The organism is Stenotrophomonas sp. YJH_SMC_21, assembly GCF_059369555.1.
Map to the genome: position 1 here is coordinate 35,308 of NZ_JCAFSU010000017.1, position 16,839 is coordinate 52,146.

Here is a 16,839-nt window from a genome sequence, read left to right on the forward strand (position 1 = left end):
CGATCAGATCACGGAGATTCCCGCGCTGGCGCGCGCAAGTCGACTGACAGTCGACTCTACCTCTACCTGCTCGACATCACCCAGTGGCCGTTACGCGGTGATTCCCGGCGTCAGTGGAAATCGCGGCTGTGGCTGCGCAGTCCCTGCAGCAGCTCATCCAGGCAGTGCATGCGCTGCACGATGACATGCTGCACACCATCGACGCGTTCCAGGCGGCCATCGATCTGCATCAGCTGGGTATCGACCAGCACCCGGTGCTGGCGATCGGCCAGGTGCCGCCAGACCACGGCGTTGACCATGCCAGTCTCATCTTCGAGCGTGAGGAAGGTGACGCCGCTGGCGGTCTGCGGGCGCTGGCGCATGCGTACCAGGCCGGCGATACGCACGCGACGGCCATGACCGTGGTCCACCAGCTGTGCGGCATCCAGACAGCCACGGCTGCGCAGCTGCGCACGCAGGAACGAGATCGGGTGGCGGCCAAGGGTGGTGCCGGTGCTGCGGTAATCGGCCTGCATGTCCTCCCATGCGCTGGGCAGCGGCAATGGCACGCGGGCTTCGGCGGTGGCGCGGGCCTGGTCGAACAGCGGCAGCCGGTTTTCCACGCCGGAGATATCCCAGCGTGCACGATGGCGATGGCCACTGAGCCCGCGCAGTGCGCCAGCATCGGCCAGCAGGCCCTGCTGGCGGCGGTCCAGGCCGGTGCGCTGGCACAGGTCGCCCACATCGTCGAACGGGCGCCGCGCACGTTCGCGCATGATGGCCTGCACGGCGGGCTCGTTGCAGCCATCGACCAGGCGCAGGCCGAGCCGGATCGCGGCCGCGCCCCTGCTGAAATCCAGGGTGCAGTCCCAGTCGCTGTGGCGCACGTCCACCGGCAGCACGCGGATGCCGTGCCGGCGCGCGTCCTGCAGCAGCTGGTCGGGGCTGTAGAAGCCCAGCGGCTGGCTGTTGATCAGGCTGGCGGTGAACGCGGCGGGGTGATGGCACTTCAGCCAGCAGCTGGCATAGGTGAGCAGGGCGAAGCTGGCCGCGTGGCTTTCCGGGAAACCGTAATCACCGAACCCCTTGATCTGCTCGAACAGGTGCTCGCCATATTCCAGGCTGAAGCCGTTTTTCAACATGCCCGTCAGCAGCTTTTCGCGATGCGGTTCCAAGCCGCCACGACGCTTCCAGGCGGCCATCGAGCGGCGCAATGCATCGGCTTCGCCGGGTTCATAACCAGCTGCTTCCACTGCCAGCTGCATCACCTGTTCCTGGAACAGCGGCACGCCCAGCGTGCGTGCGAACACGCGTTCCAGCTGTGGTGGGTAGAGCGGATTGTCCGGGTCGTTCAACGCGTCCGGTCCCTGTTCGCGCAGGATCCGCCGCCGCTCAAGGTAGGGATGGACCATGTCACCCTGGATCGGGCCGGGTCGCACGATCGCCACCTCGATCACCAGGTCATAGAACTCGCGTGGCTGCATGCGTGGCAGCATCGCCATCTGCGCGCGCGACTCGATCTGGAACACGCCGATGGTGTCGGCGGCGCAGATCATGTCGTAGGTCGGGCCGTCTTCATCGGGGATCGCATCCATGCGTCCTTCATGCAGGCCGTGCTGCTTCAACATCGCCAGGCATTTGCGGATGGCGGTGAGCATGCCCAGCGCCAGGCAGTCGACCTTCATCAGGCCGGTGGCATCCAGATCGTCCTTGTCCCACTGGATGACGGTGCGGTCGGCCATCGCCGCGTTTTCTACCGGCACCAGGGTCGACAGCGGATGCTCGGAGATGACGAAACCGCCCGGATGCTGAGACAGGTGGCGTGGGAAGTCGATCAGCTCGGCGGTCAATGCCAGCAGCCGCCGCATCAAGGGTGTGTCCGGATCGAAACCGCGCTCGCGGAGGGTTTCCGGCAATGGGATGTTGCCGCCCCAATGATCCATTGCCGCGCCCAGTTCGTTGACCTGGTCCATCGGCAGGCCGAGCGCACGGGCGACGTCGCGGATCGCGCTGCGGCCACGGTAGCTGATTGCTACTGCGGTCAGTGCGGCGCGCTCTCGGCCATAGCGCTTGAACACGTACTGCAGCACTTCCTCGCGGCGCTCGTGCTCGAAGTCGATGTCGATGTCCGGCGGCTCATTGCGCTCGGCGGAGATGAAGCGCTCGAACAACAGATTGCTGCGCGCAGGATCGATCTCGGTCACGCCCAGCACAAAGCACACCGTCGAATTGGCCGCCGAGCCACGCCCTTGGCAGAGGATGTCCTGGCTGCGGGCGAAGCGCACGATGTCATGCACGGTAAGGAAGTAGGAGGCGTAGTTTTTCTCCCGGATCAACGCCAGCTCATGTTCGATCTGCTTGCGCTGTGCGTCCTTGATGCCTTCTGGCCAACGCCAGGGAATCTTTTCTTCGACCAGCTCGCGCAGCCAGCTGTCCGGGTCATGCCCCTCCGGCACCAGCTCGCGCGGATAGGTGTACTGCAGCTGCTCCAGCGTGAAGTGGCAGCGTTCGGCGATGCGCAGGGTCTCGGCCAGCAGTTCGGCGGGATACAGCTGGGCCAGCGCGGTGCGCGGGCGCAGGTGGCGCTCGCCGTTGGGAAACAGGCGCCAGCCGGCTTCGGCCACGCTGCAACGATGGCGGATCGCGGTCAGCGTGTCCTGCAGGGCGCGGCGGCGTCGCACGTGCATGTGCACATCGCCACTGGCGACCAGCGGCAGGCGGTGGCGTTCGCCGAAGGCCTGCAGCTGCTGCAGGCGGCGTGCGTCGTCGTGTTCGTGGTGCAGTTCCACCGCCAGCCACAGCCGATCATTGAAGCCGGCGCGCAGCAGTTCCAGGTCGGTGGCGGCCGGTTGCCGGTCCAGCCACAGGCACAGCAGGCCGTCGGGCAGGCCGAGCAGGTCCTCGCGCAGGCAACGGTACTCGCCCTTGGCCGCGCGCCGCCGGCAGGTAGTGATCAACTGGCACAGCCCGGCATAGGCGGCCTGGTCGGTGCACAGCAGGGCCAGCTTGGGTCCGTCCTCGACCTGGAATTCGGCGCCGACGATCAGCGCCACGCCATGCGCCTTCGCCGCCTGCCAGGCACGCACGATGCCGGCCAGCGAGCATTCGTCGGTGATCGCCAACGCGCGGTAGCCCTGGCCGGCGGCGCGCGCGAACAGCTCTTCGGCGATCGAAGCACCACGCTGGAAACTGAAGGCCGACAGGCAGTGCAGTTCGGCGTAGCCGGGCAGTTCGCTGTGCATGGCGGCTCAGCCGAACCAGCCGTGCAGCATCCACGGCGCATGCGGATCGTTGCGCTCACGGAAAGCCCAGCCGCGCTGGCCGTGTGCGGTTTCCACCACGTAGTAGTCGCGGCGTGCGTCGGCCTGGTCCCACCAGCCCGATTCGATCCGCTCCGGCCCGGTGACGATGCGCAGCCGCGGATCACGCAGCGGTTGCGGGGTGTCCAGCAACCAGCCAGGGCGCAGCGGCCAGTACGACGGAGGCTTGGCCGCGGGCTGGCTGCCACTGGCGCGTTCGGGGCGATGGTCGGCCTGCACCGCCAGCGGCTGCACGGCGTCATCGCCCAGCCGCGCGCGCAGGCGCTCGCGCAGCTGGTTCCAGGGCATCGCCTGTGCCGGCCGGGTATCGAACAGGTCGCGCGCGGCGGGCACGAACGGTGGCAGCTGTTCGGCCTGCAGGCGCAGTGCGCGGCTGCCGGCCGGCAGGGCGAACGCTTCCATGCGGTTGCGCGCGATCTCGAACAGCAACGCGGGATCGCGTTCCGGTGCCAGCAGGCCGATGGTCAGCACGCTGGCCGGCAGCAGGTCGTGCTCGAAATGCAGGTCGAAGCGCTGCACGCCGCCATCGCGCGAACACAGGAACGCGGCCAGGTCCAGCAGCAGGCGACGCAGCGGAAACAACAGGGCCTGGCTGGATTCGATTTCGTACTCAAATTCGATGCGTGCATCGAAACGGTCCGGTGGCTGGTAGTAGCGCAGTGGCGCGGTGGGTAGCCCACGCAGTGCATCCAGCTGCTGCAGGACCTCGGGGGCAAAGCGCCGGGCCAGGCTGTCGCGCGGCAGCTCGAGCACTGCGCCCAGCGTGCGCAGGCCGGAGCGGCCGAGCACCGTCACCGCTTCGTTGGGCAGGCCGCAGCGCGGCAGGGGCAACTGCGCCAGCGCCGCCGGCAGTTGCTGTGCATCGATGCCGAGGCCATCGTGGACGTTGGCCAGCACGCGCGCGGCATGTGGGGTAGGTGCGGCCACCAGACGGTGACGGAAGCCGAGTTCGTGCAGTTCGTTGCGCAGCCGCTGCTGGATCGTCAGCCAGTCACCGAACAGGGCGCGGCTGGCGCCGATCTCCAGCACCAGTGCATGCGGGAAATCGAGGCTGACCTGCGAGCTGTAGGCGTAGGCCCAGCTGGCCAGCAGCTGCCGGGTGTGCTGTTCGGCGTTGGGATCGTAATCGTGCAGGTGCATGTCCTGCACCAGCACCTGCGCAGCCGACAGCAGCATGCCCGGGCGCAGCCCCGCTGCGCGTGCCGACGGGCTGACCGCACGCAGTACGCGACGCTGTGCCGGCCCCTGCAGCAGCACCAGTGGGCGCTGCGGATCCGGCTGCAGGCGCAGCACGCTGTCCAGCGCCAGCTGCGGCAACAACAGGCAGGCCCAGTGCATGGCGCGGCCTCAGTGGGCGATGGCCAGCGGCAACGGCTGCGCCGGCGGCAGGCCGCCTCGGCACTTCAGCACCCGCACCTGGCCGTGGTCGAGCTGCAGGCGCAGGCTGGCCGGAGAGGGATTGCGCGCCGCCTGCGCCTCGCGGAACACGAAGCCCAGGCACTGGCCGCTGTCGGCGGCCACCTGCAGGCGGCGCAGGGCGCGGTCGTCGGCCTGGTGCGGCCAGCACAGCACCGCCGCGCAGGCGGCAGAGCGCAGGCACTGCTCGGTGGCCCAGAGCGCCTGTTTCGGCGCTGCGTGGATGATCTGCAGCTGGGCCAGGTCCAGCCCGGCTGCCGCCCAGGCCGGGGCATGCGGGCGATAGGGCGGGGCGACCAGCACGATCGGGCGGTCGCGCAGGCTCAGCTTGGCCAGCGCCGGCCAGACCAGCGCCAGCTCACCCACCCCGGGCGCCGCCTGCAGTACCTCGCACAGCCCGCTGGTGGGCCAGCCACCGCCGGGCAGGCGTGCGTCCAGTGCCGGGTGGCCGCTGGCCAGGTGGTCGCTGGCCGGCCCCTGGCGGGCCGGGCCGCGCCACAGCTGGCGCCCGTCCAGCAGCCGGTCGAGGGCGACGACGGCACCCATCAGCCGGCCCTCCAGGGGAGGCGCCGGGCGGGCTGGAAACGGCAGGAACGGGCGGAAACAGCGGGCATGGCGCGAGTATCGACGGGCCGGTATCAGGGGCTGAGACCAGACATGCTACTCGTCTTGTGAGTAGAATTACTAATGAAATCGGAGGGTCCGGTTTCAGGTTGCTGAAGGGGTAAAGGAGTGCCGACCAAGGTCGGCACCCACAGGCCCTGGTTACGGGCGTACCGGCAGCGCCACCGGGCGCAGCGGCGCGGCATCGCCGCCGCGGATCTTCAGCGGGCCGCCGATGAAGGCGAACTCGTAGACCTTGTCGCGGGCCAGTTCGTCCAGCGCCACCAGCTCGATGATCGGCGCGCCCTGCTGGGCCAGCAGGTAGGTGTGCAGCGGCACGTAGTCGTCGGACACCTCCGAGGGGAAGGTCTCGAAGCTGAGGTTGTCGGCACCGACGATCATCGCGCCGCTGTCCTCGACCAGGAAGCGTGCCGCGTCCAGACCCATGCCCGGCGGGTTGGCCATGTAGGCCTTGGGCTGTTCGAACAGGCGCATGCGGCCGGTGCGGATCAGCACCACGTCGCCCTGCTGCAGTTTCACCTTCTGGCGTGCCAGCGCATCCTTCAGGTCCTGGCGGGTGACGCGGTAGCTGTCAGGCAGCATGTCCACGCCCTTGGCGGCGGCCACGTCGATCAGCACGCCACGCGCGATCAGCGGCGGGAACTTCTCGATGCCGGTGACATTCCAGCCACGATCGCCGAGGTGCTTGTCGGCCTCGAAGCCGTTCCAGATCTTCCCGTGGATGCCGAAGTGGTTCAGCGCATCGATGTGGGTGCCGGTGTGGCTGTACATCGAGAATGCGGTGCCGGTGTAGCTGCGGGTGAGGTTCATGGTTTCGCCCACGCCCATCGGGTCGTCCATCACCGTGCCGCGCGGGGTGTGGGTCATCCAGAACTGGTAGTGCGGGTCGCCGGCATCCTGCCAGCTGGGCATGCCGACGTAGTATTCGGTGGCCAGGTCATAGGCCTTGCCGCCACTGACCCGTGACAGGATCGCCGCACGCGAGGCTTCGGTGATCAGGTTGAGGCGGCCGATCTCGTCCTTCGGCCCCCAGGGGCTGGTGCCGACCTGCTGGCCGGAGGGAACGCGTTCGTGTGCGGACACGGTGGTGGACGCGGCGGTGCCGGCCAGCAGCAGGGCCAGCGCGGTGGCCAGGGTACGTGGGGTCATGGGGAATCTCCTTGCAGGGTGGGGGAGGGTGCGGCTCAGGCCGCGACCAAAGGCGCCAGGGCCTGGCGCAGGTGTGGCAGCGGCAGGGTCTGCAGGCGCAGGCCGTTGCCGCCGATCACGGTGGGTATGGAACGGATGCCGAGGGCAGCGGCTTCGGCACGATCGGCCTGCACGCGCTGGCGTACTGCGTCGCTGCGCATGTGGTCAGCGAAGGCGCCACGTGGATGGCCCAGCGATTCGGCGATATCCAGCAGTACTTCGGCGTCGCCGATGTTGCGGTGCTGGTGCAGGTGCGCCCATTGCACGGCATCAAACATCGCGCCATGGGCGTCGTTGCCACCGAGCATGCCGGCGGCCTGGCAGGCCAGTGCGCCGAGCCAGCCGGACGGATACTCGAAGTCCTGTGCGCGCATGCCTTCGATATCGATGCGCGCAGTGTCTTCATGCGCGGCGCAATCGGTCCAGTGGCGCAGGATGATCGCCTTGGCGCGCTCCATCGAGCCGAACACCTCGACCATCTGCGCGCGCGAGTCCTGCAGCACGAAGCTGCGGTGGCGCACCTGGATGCCGAGTTCGGCCGAGACCTGCTGCAGGCGCGGGGCCAGCACGAAGCACCAGCCGCAGACCACGTCGTGGAAGAAATCGACCACCGGCGCGGCGGTGGCGGGGGAAGGAACGGAAGACATCTGCCTGCCATCGGTGAGAGGGGAGGCGGCAGAGTAGGCAGCGCGGCGTGGCCGAAACAGCACGCTGCGGGCAGCTCAGTTTTCGCTGGCGGTTACGAATCCAGGCCGGCGCAGCCGGGCAGCTCGGCGTGCAGGAAATCGATGAAGGCACGCACCTTGGGCTGCAGGTGGCGCGAGGTGGGGTAGACCGCATGCACGAAGCGTGGCGGATAGCGGTGGTCGGGCAGCACCTGCTGCAGTTCGCCACGGGCCAGTGCCCGTGCCGCCAGGAACGAGGGCAGGGCGCCGATGCCCATGCCGGCCACCAGCAGGTCGCGCAGCAGCAGGCTGTTGTTGACGGTGACGCGCGCCGGCAGGGTGATCGTCACCTGGCCATCGGGGCCGAGCAGCGGCCAGCTGCCGGGCGAGTCGGACAGGCTGTAGGCCAGCACGCTGTGCGCCTGCAGATCGTCCACCGCCTGCGGTGCCGGATGCTGCCGCAGGTAGGACGGGGCCGCGCACAGCACCTGCTGCAGCGACGCCAGCCGGCGCGCCACCAGGCGTGAATCATCCAGCTCGGCACGCAGCCGCAGCGATACATCGAAACCCTCACCGACTGCATCGAGCAGGCGATCTTCCATCACCAGATCCAACGACAGCTGCGGATGCTGCTGCAGGAAGCGTGGCAGCAGCGGCGACAGCGTGCTCAGTGCGAACGACTGCGGCGCGTTCACGCGCAGGCGCCCGGCCACGTCGCCGCGCTGTTCGGCGATGCCGCGTTCCAGCGCCTCCAGTTCGTCGAGCAGGCGGCAGCATTCGCGGTAATAGGCGTGGCCGGTCTCGGTCAGGCTCATGCGCCGCGTGGTCCGCTGCAGCAGTACCACGCCCAGATGCGCTTCCAGCGTGCGCAGCTGTTTGCTCAGGCCGGCGGGCGACATGCCGAGGTCTTCGGCAGCGCGGGCCAGCCCGCCGCGTTCGACGATGCGGCGGAAGGCACGCATCAGGTTGAAGGAATCCATGCCGGCCCCGGGCGCGATGAGGGCGCCATTGTAGAGCCGCGCCATGCGTGGATGTGGGAAACGCGGCGCCGACCAAGGTCGGCGTCTACCCGGTGCGTGCGGGTTGCGCTGTTTGTTCAAGCCAGCACCCCATACGCGGCGCCAGCATGCAGGCCCCTCACTTTCCGGGTTGCCCATGAAGCACTGGATGCTCCGCCTGTATGCCCCGCTGTTCCTGCTGGGCTTCGTTGCCACTGCCGTCGTCTGGGTCGGCCATTGCCACGGTGATCCGTTGTGGCTGCTGGCCTTGCTGGCGGCCGCCATCGCGGTCTCGTTCGCCGCCGAGCGTGCCTGGCCGTACGACCCCGCGTTCAACCACGACCACGGCGACAGCCTGCGTGACAGCCTGCATGCACTGGTCAACGAAAGCCTGAACCTGCTGTCGATCGCGGCGGTGCCGCTGCTGGCGGCAATCATTCCGTGGCAGTTGTGGCCGGTGCAGTGGCCATTCGCGCTGCAGGTGCTGCTGGCCATCGTCTGCGCTGATCTGGGCATCACCCTGGTGCACTACGCCAGCCATCGCATCGGCTGGTTGTGGCGGCTGCATGCGGTGCACCACAGCGTCACCCGCATGTACGGCTTCAACGGGCTGATGAAACACCCGCTGCATCAGGCGGCCGAAGCGGTGGGCGGCGTGCTGCCGCTGCTGCTGTTGGGCCTGCCGATGCCGGTGGCTGCGGTGCTGGCTTTCGCCATTGCCATCCAGCTGCTGCTGCAGCACTCCAACGTGGACATGCGTCCCGGCGTGCTCGGCCGGGTGATGGCCTGGGCGCCGCTGCACCGCTTCCACCACATGCGTTACGGCACCGCGGGCGACGTCAACTTCGGCCTGTTCCTGACCGCCTGGGACCATCTGCTGGGGACCGCCTTCGATGCGCCGGGTTATCGGCTGCAGCAACGCGACCTTGGCATCGGCAGCCAGCCGGACTATCCGCGCGATTATCCGGGGCAGCTGCTGGCGCCGTTCCGCGAACTGCCGCATGGCGAGGTGCCGGAGTTGCCGGAAGGTCTGCGCAGGCGCGAATGATCGAACATGTCAGGCCGCGTGCAGCTGCAGGCCCTGCAGCTGCGCTGCACCGATGCCGAACATGCGGCGCAGGCTGCGCGAGAGATGGGCCAGATCGGCGAATCCAGCGGCATGCGCACTGTCGGTCAGGTTGTGACCGCTCAGATGATGCATCAGCGCGCGGCGCAACCGTTGCCACAGCACCCAGCCGCGCAGGGTCACTGCCAGCTCGGACTGGAAACGCCGGTGCAGCTGACTGGTCGACAGGTGCGCCGCCTCGGCGATATCGGCGGCCGGCACCGGGCCGGGCAGGTGCTGGGCGATCCTGGCCAATGCCGCCTGCACGCGGCGGTCCAGCGGTTGCGGGCGGCTCAGTCGTGGCAGCCAGTCGTGCAGTTCCATCGCAGTGCCGGGCAGCGAGTGCAGGTGCTGCTGGATCTGTTCGAGGTCGGCATGCGCCGGCTCAAGGAACACCGTACAGCCCGCTTCCGGTGCCGACAGGATTGCGTGCGGCTGGAAGGACGGCAGCCACAGCCGTTGGCCCTGCTGCCGTACGCCATCGACTTCGACCTGCCAGGGCGTACCGTCGCTCAACAGCAGTTGATGGGCGTAGTGCGCATGCGAGGCGCTGCCACCGGCATGGCCCTGCAGCATGGCCACGTGAGCATCCAGCAGCAACGTGCCATTCCAGGCCAGGGCGGGGGAGGACATGGAGGGATTGTAGATCCACGCCATGCGTGGATGAATCTCCATCGAAATCGAGTAATTCGACAATGAAACGAAGAGCATCCACGCATGGCGCGGATCTACTGCAGGTTGCGAGAAATTGTCGAAGGCGGGGTGGGTCCGTTGGCGGGGGCGTGAGCGCCATGGATGGCGCGACCGAGGCTACATGGACGTACTTGCGCCGTCCCCCGCAACCGGACCCACCCCGCCACCCCACAGGAGCCCAGCTTTTGCTTCTGCTGTTGCATTGGCCGTTGCCTCTGCGGGTGCCGGGCGCAGCCCGGCCGTGCGCACCCTCACCGCCCGTGCGGGTCGGGCCGGTGATGCACGTACTCGACCACCGTGCCATCGGGATGTACCGCATTGAACGCCGCCCCGGTGGGTACCACCTGCAACGGGAAGATGATCTCGGCGCCAGCCGCGACCAGTTTGTCGTGATAGGGCCGAACATCGTCGACCAGCAGCGTTCCCGTGGTCGAAGTGAACGGCGCCAGCGCCGTCTCGCTGCCCTCGATCAACAGGAACGCACCGACCATCGCCAGACGCAGCCCGGCCTCCGGAAACGGGAACCCCGCATCGGCCACCACACCCTGCAGCTGCTCGTAGAACGCCACGCTGCGCTCCAGCTCACCCGGGGCCACGAACACCCGGATCAACACGCGCGGCGCGCGCTGGCTGGAGGTGTCACAGCGGTCGCGCCAGAGATGGTCGAAGTCGCGATGGACGGTCATGGGCTCGGTTCGTGGCCAGGGACCCTCATTATCGGCAGCCTCGCGCGGCGCGCTGATGACCGCCGGTGATGGCCTGATAACCGCTGGCCGGGTTGCCCCTGTGACTTAGGTCCTGTTGACAGGTGTGAACGCCCTCGCACAATCTTCACAGGATTGGGTCGCCCTGCGCGGCCCGGGCAGGCAGGTTGTCACGCCGGGAGGAGGGTCCCGCGCGCAGACCGGCCCGTCCATCGGCCTGCGGGACGTTGCCTGGCAACCCCTGCGCGGCATGAACGCTGCACCCTTCGGCGGCACTTTCCCTGGACCGATTGCCTTGGCAACGGAATTACGCCTGCCGATGAAAACGTTTACAAAGCCGCTTGCACTGTCCTTGGCCCTGTCTGCCGCACTGGCCGCCCCGGCCTGGGCCGACCCCGCCGCGTTCACTGTGCTGACCCTGGAACAGGCCCCGACCGCCGAGGCGATGCCGGCCCTGGCCGCCCAGCTGAAGACCCTGCAGGTGGACGCGGTGAGCGTGCGCCAGGTGCAGCGCGGCATCGGCCAGGTCGATCCGCTGCAGGTGCTGGCCGATGGCCTGGGCTACGCGTACCGCTTCATTGCTGCCGGCAAGGATGATGGCCAGACCCAGCGCGGCCAGGCCGTGCTGACCCGGTTGCCGATCGCCGCTGAATCCGGCCCCGACCAGCCGGGCCTGAACTACCTGCGCCTGGACGACGGCCGCCACACCGTGGCGGTCTATACCGATGCCGGTGCAGGTGCGGCGCAACTGCCGGCGCTGGTCACCCGTTCGCGGCTGGGTGCACCGGCGGTGCTGCTCGGCGCGGTGGCCGGTGAATCGGCCAAGGCCGCAGGCTTCGATCCGGCGCGTGTCGCGCTGGAAGCCGATGCCAGCTATTTCAGCGATGGCTTCCAGGCCGCCAGCAGTGCGCCGTTCAAGGTGGAAGGCAGTACCCTGCGCGCCACCCTGCTGACCCTGGCCTACGCCGACGACACGCATGGCGACAGGCCGTGGATGGACACCACCCTCAACGCCGACGCGCGCGCTGCGCTGCTGCTGAAGGCGATGACCGAGGATGAGAAGTTCCAGATGCTGCACAGCTACTTCGGGCTGGGCAAGGACGGTGGCCCGCTGCCGGAAGGCGCAGTCGGTTCGGCCGGTTTCGTGCCGGGCGTGGCGCGGCTGGGCATTCCGTCGCAGCAATCGGCCGATGCCGGCGTCGGCGTGACCAATCCGGGTGGCATCCGCCCGGGCGATTTCGCCACGGCGATGCCGTCGGGCCCGTCCACCGCATCGAGCTGGAACCGTGAAGTCGCCTTCGCCGGTGGCGCCACGATGGGTCGCGAGGCATGGCAGCAGCGCTTCAATATCCTGCTGTCGGGCAGCGTCAACCTGCAGCGCGACCCGCGCAACGGCCGCAACTTCGAATATGCCGGTGAAGATCCGCTGCTGGCCGGCTCGATGGTTGGCGCGCTGATCCAGGGCGTGCAGAGCCAGCACGTGATCTCCTCGATGAAGCACTTCGCGCTGAACGACATGGAGACCCGCCGCAACTTCCACGACGTGCGCATCGGCGAACAGGCCATGCACGAGTCGGACCTGCTGGCCTTCGAGATCGCGCTGGAAGCCGGTCGCCCGGGCGTGGCGATGTGCTCGTACAACAAGATCAACGGCACCTACGGCTGCGAGAACGGCTACCTGATGAACCAGGTGCTGAAGCAGGAATGGAAGTTCCCCGGTTTCGTGATGTCCGACTGGGGTGGCGTGCACAGTGGCTCGAAGGCGGCGCTGGCCGGCCTCGATCAGCAGTCGGCCGGTGAAGTGTTCGACGCGGCGGTGTTCTTCGACGAACCGCTGCGCCTGGCCGTGCACGGTGGCGTGGTGCCGCAGGCGCGCCTGAACGACATGGTGGCGCGCATCCTGCGCACGATGTTCCTGCATGGCAGCTTCGACAACCCGCCGCAGCACCAGAAGGTCGATGCCGAGGCCGGCTTCGCCGTTGCCCAGCGCACGGTGGAAGAGGGCAGCGTGCTGCTGCGCAATGAGGGCAACCTGCTGCCGCTGGCCGACAGCGTGAAGCGCATCGTCATCATCGGTGGCCATGCCGACAAGGGCGTGATCGGTGGCGGTGGTTCGTCGATGGTGGGCGTGACCGCAAAGGGCACCAATGCGGTGCCGGGCGTGATGCCGACCACCTGGCCGGGCCCGGTGATCTTCCACCCGTCCTCGCCGCTGGAATCGCTGCGTGCGGCGCGCCCGGACGCGACCATCGAGTATGTGGACGGGATCAATGCCGCCGCTGCGGCCAAGGCCGCCGCGCAGGCTGACGTGGCCATCGTGTTCGCCACCCAGTGGGCCGCCGAATCGGTGGACCTGCCGGACATGCAGCTGCCGGACAACCAGGATGCCCTGATCTCGGCAGTGGCCAAGGCCAACCCGAAGACCGTGCTGGTGCTGGAAACCAACGGCCCGGTGCGCACGCCGTGGCTGGCGCAGGTGCCGGCTATGCTGCAGGCCTGGTATCCGGGCATCCGCGGTGGCGAAGGCATTGCCGCGCTGCTGACCGGCCAGGTCAATCCGTCCGGCCGCCTGCCGGTGACCTGGGTGACGGACGAATCGCAGCTGCCACGCCCGCACATCGACGGCCTCGGCTTCAAGCCGGCCAAGCCGTTTGGTGATGTGTTCGATTTCGATATCGAAGGCGCCAACGTCGGCTACAAGTGGATGGCGGCCAAGGGTCTGACCCCGACCTTCTCCTTTGGCCATGGCCTGTCCTACACCTCATTCGCCTATGAGAACCTGAAGGTGAGCGTGGAGGGCTCGCGCCTGGTCGCCAGCGTCGACATCCGCAACACCGGCAAGCGTGCCGGTGCCGACGTGGCCCAGCTGTACCTGAAGCTTCCGGCCGGCAGCACCACGCCGATCCGCCTGATCGGCTATGACAAGGTGAACCTGCAGCCGGGCGAACAGCGCCGCATCCGCATCGAAGCCGAGCCGAAGACCCTGGCCCACTACGATGCACAGGCGCGCCAGTGGAAGATCGACAGCGGCACCTACCAGGTGCAGCTGTCCCGCAATGCGGCCGAGCCGCTGCAGAGCGTGGACGTGCAGCTGGTGGAGCAGGTGCTGCGCTGATGCCTGAAGACACGGCCCGCACAGGGCCGTGTCTGAAAAAGGGGACGGAGGGGATTAAGTCGTTTATGCACAAACGACTTAATCCCCTCCGTCCCCTTTTTTCATTTGCCAAACCACCCGCGCAGGAAATCGATCAGCTGCCGCACCTTCGGTGAGGGCTGCGTGCTGTGCGGGTAGACCGCGTATACGCTCTGCTGCGGGAAGCGGTGCTGGCGCAGCACCGGGCGCAGGCGGTCCTGGGCCAAGTCGTCCTCGATCAGCCAGCGTGGCAGCACGGTGACCCCGGCGCCGGCCACGGCGAAGGCACGCAGGCTGCTGGCACCATCTACGCGCACCACCGCATTGCCCGGGTTGGTGGCAAACAGGGCGTCGCTGCCATCCGGCGCCACCACCGGCACGTCGGCCAGGCGCGGGTAGCCGAGGCGGGGCAGGGTGCCCAGCTGCACGGGGTCGTCGGCAGCATCGGCAGAGGGCAGGCGTGCCAGCAGGGACGGAGCCGCCACGGGGCACAGTGGATGGCGTTCCAGTTCGCTGGCGTGCAGGCCCGAATCCGGCAGACGGCCAAGACGGATCGCCAGGTCGAAGCGCTCGGGAATCAGGTCCGCCGGCGCGGGAGACGTGGACAGGTGCAGCTGCAGCGCCGGGTGCCGCGCACGGAACGCCTCCAGCGCAGGAATCAAGCGTAGCTGGGCGTACTCCGGCGTGGTGGTCAGGCGCAGCACGCCCTGAAGCTGGTGCTGGTCGCGGCGCGCGGCATCGATCGCTGCCTGTGCGGCGTCCAACGCCTGCACGCAGTGCTGCAGGAACTGTTCGCCGGCCTCGGTCAGGGCCAAGTGGCGGGTACTGCGCAACAGCAGGGTCACGCCCAGCTCCTGCTCCAGCCGCTTCAGGTTGAAGCTGACCACCGCGCGGCTGAGGCCGAGCCGATCAGCTGCTGCGGTGAGGCTGCCGGCCTCGACCACGGCGCGGAAGATATCGAAGCGATCGAGGCTGACCATGGCAATTCATTGTCAAAGTGGATTTGACAGTGTTGCAGTTGCTGTCGTGTTTTTCCAACAAGGCCCGCACGGCATGCTGGCCGCTTCCCTGCTGGAGCGCCGCCGATGCCGTCCCCCCGCCTGCGCCATGAGGCGATCTTCCTGCTGGCGTTCGCCCTGGATCTGGTCAACATGTTCATCGCCACGGTGGCCTATCCGGCACTGGCAGCGGAACTGCACGCTGATGTCGGTACCCTGGCCTGGGTGGGCACCGCCTACATGCTGGGCCTGAGCGTGGTGATTCCGCTGGCGCCTTGGTTGGCCGCGCGCTGTGGTGAGCGTCGCCTGCTGCTGGTGGCGTTGCTGTTGTTCGCGGTTGCCGCTGTGCTGGCCGGCGCCGCACCGGGTATCGGCTGGCTGCTGGGCTGGCGCCTGCTGCAGGGGCTGGCCGGTGGCCTGCTGATTCCGGTGGCACAGGCGGCAGCGTACCGACAATGCACGCCCGACCAGCGTGGCGCGCTGACCCGCCGCATCCTGCTGGTGGCCCTGCTGGTGCCGGCACTGGCGCCGGCGCTGGGCGGGCTGTTGGTGCAGTGGTTGTCCTGGCGCGGCGTGCTCTGGGCCAGCCTGCCGTTGGCGGTGATGGCAATTGGCCTAGTGCTGGCCTGGATGCCGGCCGATGGCGCGCGCAGTGCGCCGCGCCTGCAGGCCTATGCGCTGTCTACCGCGATGCTGGCGCTGGGCGCGTTGCTGCTGGCGCTGACCTGGCTGGGCGAGTCCGGACATCGCGGTGCCGGTGCCGTGTTGCTGCTGGTCGCGCTGCTGCTGGCGGCGGCCCACCTGCGGCATGCACGTCGGCAGGTGCAGCCACTGCTGCGCTGGTCGCTGCTGTCCCACCGTGGGCTGCGGCTGGCGATGCTGGTGTATCTGGCCGTGCCGGGCGTATTCATCGGCAGTCAGCTGGTCAGTACCCTGCAGCTGCACCAGGCCGGTTACAGCGCGGCACGCATCGGCGCGTTGATGCTGCCCTGGGCGCTGGCCTCGGCCATTGCGATCACGGCCAGCAAGCGCCTGCTGGCTCGCTTCGGCCCGGCCACGGTACTGCGCGCCGGTATGCTGCTGCAGGCCAGCGGCCTGCTGCTGATGGCGCTGCTGCCGCAGCCGGCCTTCGCGTTGGCCGCGCTGTTGTTCGCGCTGATGGGCGCCGGTGGCAGCCTGTGCAGCAGCACCGCGCAGACGCTGGCTTTCCACGGCGTGGAGGGTGAAGCGCTGGGCGATGCCAGTGCCCTTTGGAACCTCAACCGTCAGCTCAGTTTCTGCCTTGCTACTGCCGCCATTGCGCTGTTGCTCGCATTGGCCATGCAATGGCTGCCGGCCCACGCCACCGGCATGGCGCTGGGTCTGGCCGCGGTACTGACCCTGCTGCCGATGGCGCTGCTGCGCCGGCCGCAGTTGCTCACCCTTTCGCAACCGGAGAACATCTGATGGATACCACCGCAGAGCATGAAATCCACCACCTGCACGACAAGCTGCAGGCCTGGTTCCGTGCCGATGTCGGCGCCGATGCGCTGGAGGGTCTGATGGCGCACTTCAGCGCGGACTTCAGCATGGTCGGCATCGCTGGTCGCCGATTGGATCGGCAAGCCGTGCAGGCACTGTTCGCGGGCGGTCATGGCGCGCGTCCAGGACTGCAGATTTCCATCGACGCCGTACAGGCGGTGGAAGCGCCATCACCGCTGGCGGTGCTGCGTTATCGCGAAGGGCATTCGCTCGATAGCGGCCAGCTCACATGGCGCGAATCGTTGGCCGTGCTGCGGCGGGAGCAGGGTCGCTGGCGCTGGTTGGCGCTGCACGAAGTGCCGATGGCCTGACCGGTAGTGCCGGCCGCTGGCCGGCAACCGCGTAACGCGCCCCAGGATCATGAAGTTGCCGGCCAGCGGCCGGCACTACCGGTCGTTGGCGAGCGCGGCGGCACCGCAGGCACATGTGCCATCAGTCCTGCCTGCATCCACCGCAGAATGCAAAGCCTGCACACACTTCACGGCTCGGGGCAGG

13 protein-coding genes are annotated in these 16,839 nt (G+C 68.2%); 4 read left to right on the top strand and 9 right to left on the bottom strand.

What is annotated here, in order from left to right; genetic code table 11:
* Positions 1–110 precede the first annotated feature (110 nt).
* From AC5P67_RS17525 to AC5P67_RS17550, 6 genes are all read right to left on the bottom strand, one after another.
* On the bottom strand, positions 111–3,221 hold the full coding sequence (locus AC5P67_RS17525) for an error-prone DNA polymerase (protein ID WP_111117605.1): 3,111 nt from the start codon (positions 3,219–3,221) through the stop codon (positions 111–113).
* A gap of 6 nt (positions 3,222–3,227) precedes the next feature.
* Positions 3,228–4,637, bottom strand: coding sequence for a Y-family DNA polymerase (locus tag AC5P67_RS17530; protein WP_005413788.1), 1,410 nt, complete (start codon positions 4,635–4,637; stop codon positions 3,228–3,230).
* A gap of 9 nt (positions 4,638–4,646) precedes the next feature.
* Positions 4,647–5,261, bottom strand: coding sequence for a translesion DNA synthesis-associated protein ImuA (gene imuA / locus AC5P67_RS17535; RefSeq protein ID WP_005413787.1), 615 nt, complete (start codon positions 5,259–5,261; stop codon positions 4,647–4,649).
* 219 nt (positions 5,262–5,480) lie between these two features.
* Complete coding sequence (locus AC5P67_RS17540; protein ID WP_005410050.1) at positions 5,481–6,488, bottom strand: cyclase family protein; 1,008 nt, start codon at positions 6,486–6,488, stop codon at positions 5,481–5,483.
* A gap of 35 nt (positions 6,489–6,523) precedes the next feature.
* The gene (locus AC5P67_RS17545) at positions 6,524–7,174 is read right to left on the bottom strand and encodes a DsbA family oxidoreductase (RefSeq protein ID WP_012480588.1); all 651 of its coding nucleotides are present in this window, start codon (positions 7,172–7,174) and stop codon (positions 6,524–6,526) included.
* Positions 7,175–7,266: 92 nt separating this feature from the next.
* Positions 7,267–8,217 carry a LysR family transcriptional regulator gene (locus tag AC5P67_RS17550; RefSeq protein ID WP_220084112.1) on the bottom strand — a complete coding sequence of 317 codons (951 nt, stop codon included), beginning with the start codon at positions 8,215–8,217 and terminating at the stop codon, positions 7,267–7,269.
* 142 nt (positions 8,218–8,359) lie between these two features.
* On the opposite strand from AC5P67_RS17550, the gene AC5P67_RS17555 reads away from it, so the two are divergent.
* Positions 8,360–9,238, top strand: a complete 879-nt coding sequence (locus AC5P67_RS17555) for a sterol desaturase family protein (protein WP_012480586.1) — start codon at positions 8,360–8,362, stop codon at positions 9,236–9,238.
* Positions 9,239–9,247: 9 nt separating this feature from the next.
* On the opposite strand, the gene AC5P67_RS17560 is transcribed toward AC5P67_RS17555, so the two are convergent.
* Positions 9,248–9,952, bottom strand: coding sequence for a helix-turn-helix domain-containing protein (locus AC5P67_RS17560; protein WP_495215015.1), 705 nt, complete (start codon positions 9,950–9,952; stop codon positions 9,248–9,250).
* A 287-nt stretch (positions 9,953–10,239) separates the two neighbouring features.
* Positions 10,240–10,674, bottom strand: coding sequence for a VOC family protein (locus tag AC5P67_RS17565; protein ID WP_005410044.1), 435 nt, complete (start codon positions 10,672–10,674; stop codon positions 10,240–10,242).
* A 337-nt stretch (positions 10,675–11,011) separates the two neighbouring features.
* Here AC5P67_RS17565 and AC5P67_RS17570 point away from each other — a divergent pair, with 337 nt between their 5' ends.
* Complete coding sequence (locus AC5P67_RS17570; protein ID WP_495215017.1) at positions 11,012–13,807, top strand: beta-glucosidase; 2,796 nt, start codon at positions 11,012–11,014, stop codon at positions 13,805–13,807.
* A 101-nt stretch (positions 13,808–13,908) separates the two neighbouring features.
* Here AC5P67_RS17570 and AC5P67_RS17575 read toward each other — a convergent pair whose 3' ends face one another.
* A complete protein-coding gene (locus AC5P67_RS17575) occupies positions 13,909–14,805 on the bottom strand; it encodes a LysR family transcriptional regulator (protein ID WP_005410042.1) in 897 nt (298 codons plus the stop codon).
* 105 nt (positions 14,806–14,910) lie between these two features.
* On the opposite strand from AC5P67_RS17575, the gene AC5P67_RS17580 reads away from it, so the two are divergent.
* The gene (locus AC5P67_RS17580) at positions 14,911–16,269 is read left to right on the top strand and encodes an MFS transporter (RefSeq protein WP_099524390.1); all 1,359 of its coding nucleotides are present in this window, start codon (positions 14,911–14,913) and stop codon (positions 16,267–16,269) included.
* Entirely contained in the window at positions 16,269–16,655 is a 387-nt protein-coding gene (locus AC5P67_RS17585; protein WP_060380261.1) for a DUF4440 domain-containing protein, read from the top strand. The genes AC5P67_RS17580 and AC5P67_RS17585 overlap by 1 nt, the downstream gene beginning before the upstream one ends.
* Positions 16,656–16,839 lie beyond the last annotated feature (184 nt).

Excerpts from the sequence above, each read along its gene's own strand:
- AC5P67_RS17525 (WP_111117605.1), bottom strand. The coding sequence starts at position 3,221 with ATGCACAGCGAACTGCCCGGCTACGCCGAACTGCACTGCCTGTCGGCC.
- AC5P67_RS17530 (WP_005413788.1), bottom strand. The coding sequence starts at position 4,637 with ATGCACTGGGCCTGCCTGTTGTTGCCGCAGCTGGCGCTGGACAGCGTG.
- imuA (WP_005413787.1), bottom strand. The coding sequence starts at position 5,261 with ATGGGTGCCGTCGTCGCCCTCGACCGGCTGCTGGACGGGCGCCAGCTG.
- AC5P67_RS17540 (WP_005410050.1), bottom strand. The coding sequence starts at position 6,488 with ATGACCCCACGTACCCTGGCCACCGCGCTGGCCCTGCTGCTGGCCGGC.
- AC5P67_RS17545 (WP_012480588.1), bottom strand. The coding sequence starts at position 7,174 with ATGTCTTCCGTTCCTTCCCCCGCCACCGCCGCGCCGGTGGTCGATTTC.
- AC5P67_RS17550 (WP_220084112.1), bottom strand. The coding sequence starts at position 8,217 with ATGGCGCGGCTCTACAATGGCGCCCTCATCGCGCCCGGGGCCGGCATG.
- AC5P67_RS17555 (WP_012480586.1), top strand. The coding sequence starts at position 8,360 with ATGCTCCGCCTGTATGCCCCGCTGTTCCTGCTGGGCTTCGTTGCCACT.
- AC5P67_RS17560 (WP_495215015.1), bottom strand. The coding sequence starts at position 9,952 with ATGGCGTGGATCTACAATCCCTCCATGTCCTCCCCCGCCCTGGCCTGG.
- AC5P67_RS17565 (WP_005410044.1), bottom strand. The coding sequence starts at position 10,674 with ATGACCGTCCATCGCGACTTCGACCATCTCTGGCGCGACCGCTGTGAC.
- AC5P67_RS17570 (WP_495215017.1), top strand. The coding sequence starts at position 11,012 with ATGAAAACGTTTACAAAGCCGCTTGCACTGTCCTTGGCCCTGTCTGCC.
- AC5P67_RS17575 (WP_005410042.1), bottom strand. The coding sequence starts at position 14,805 with ATGGTCAGCCTCGATCGCTTCGATATCTTCCGCGCCGTGGTCGAGGCC.
- AC5P67_RS17580 (WP_099524390.1), top strand. The coding sequence starts at position 14,911 with ATGCCGTCCCCCCGCCTGCGCCATGAGGCGATCTTCCTGCTGGCGTTC.
- AC5P67_RS17585 (WP_060380261.1), top strand. The coding sequence starts at position 16,269 with ATGGATACCACCGCAGAGCATGAAATCCACCACCTGCACGACAAGCTG.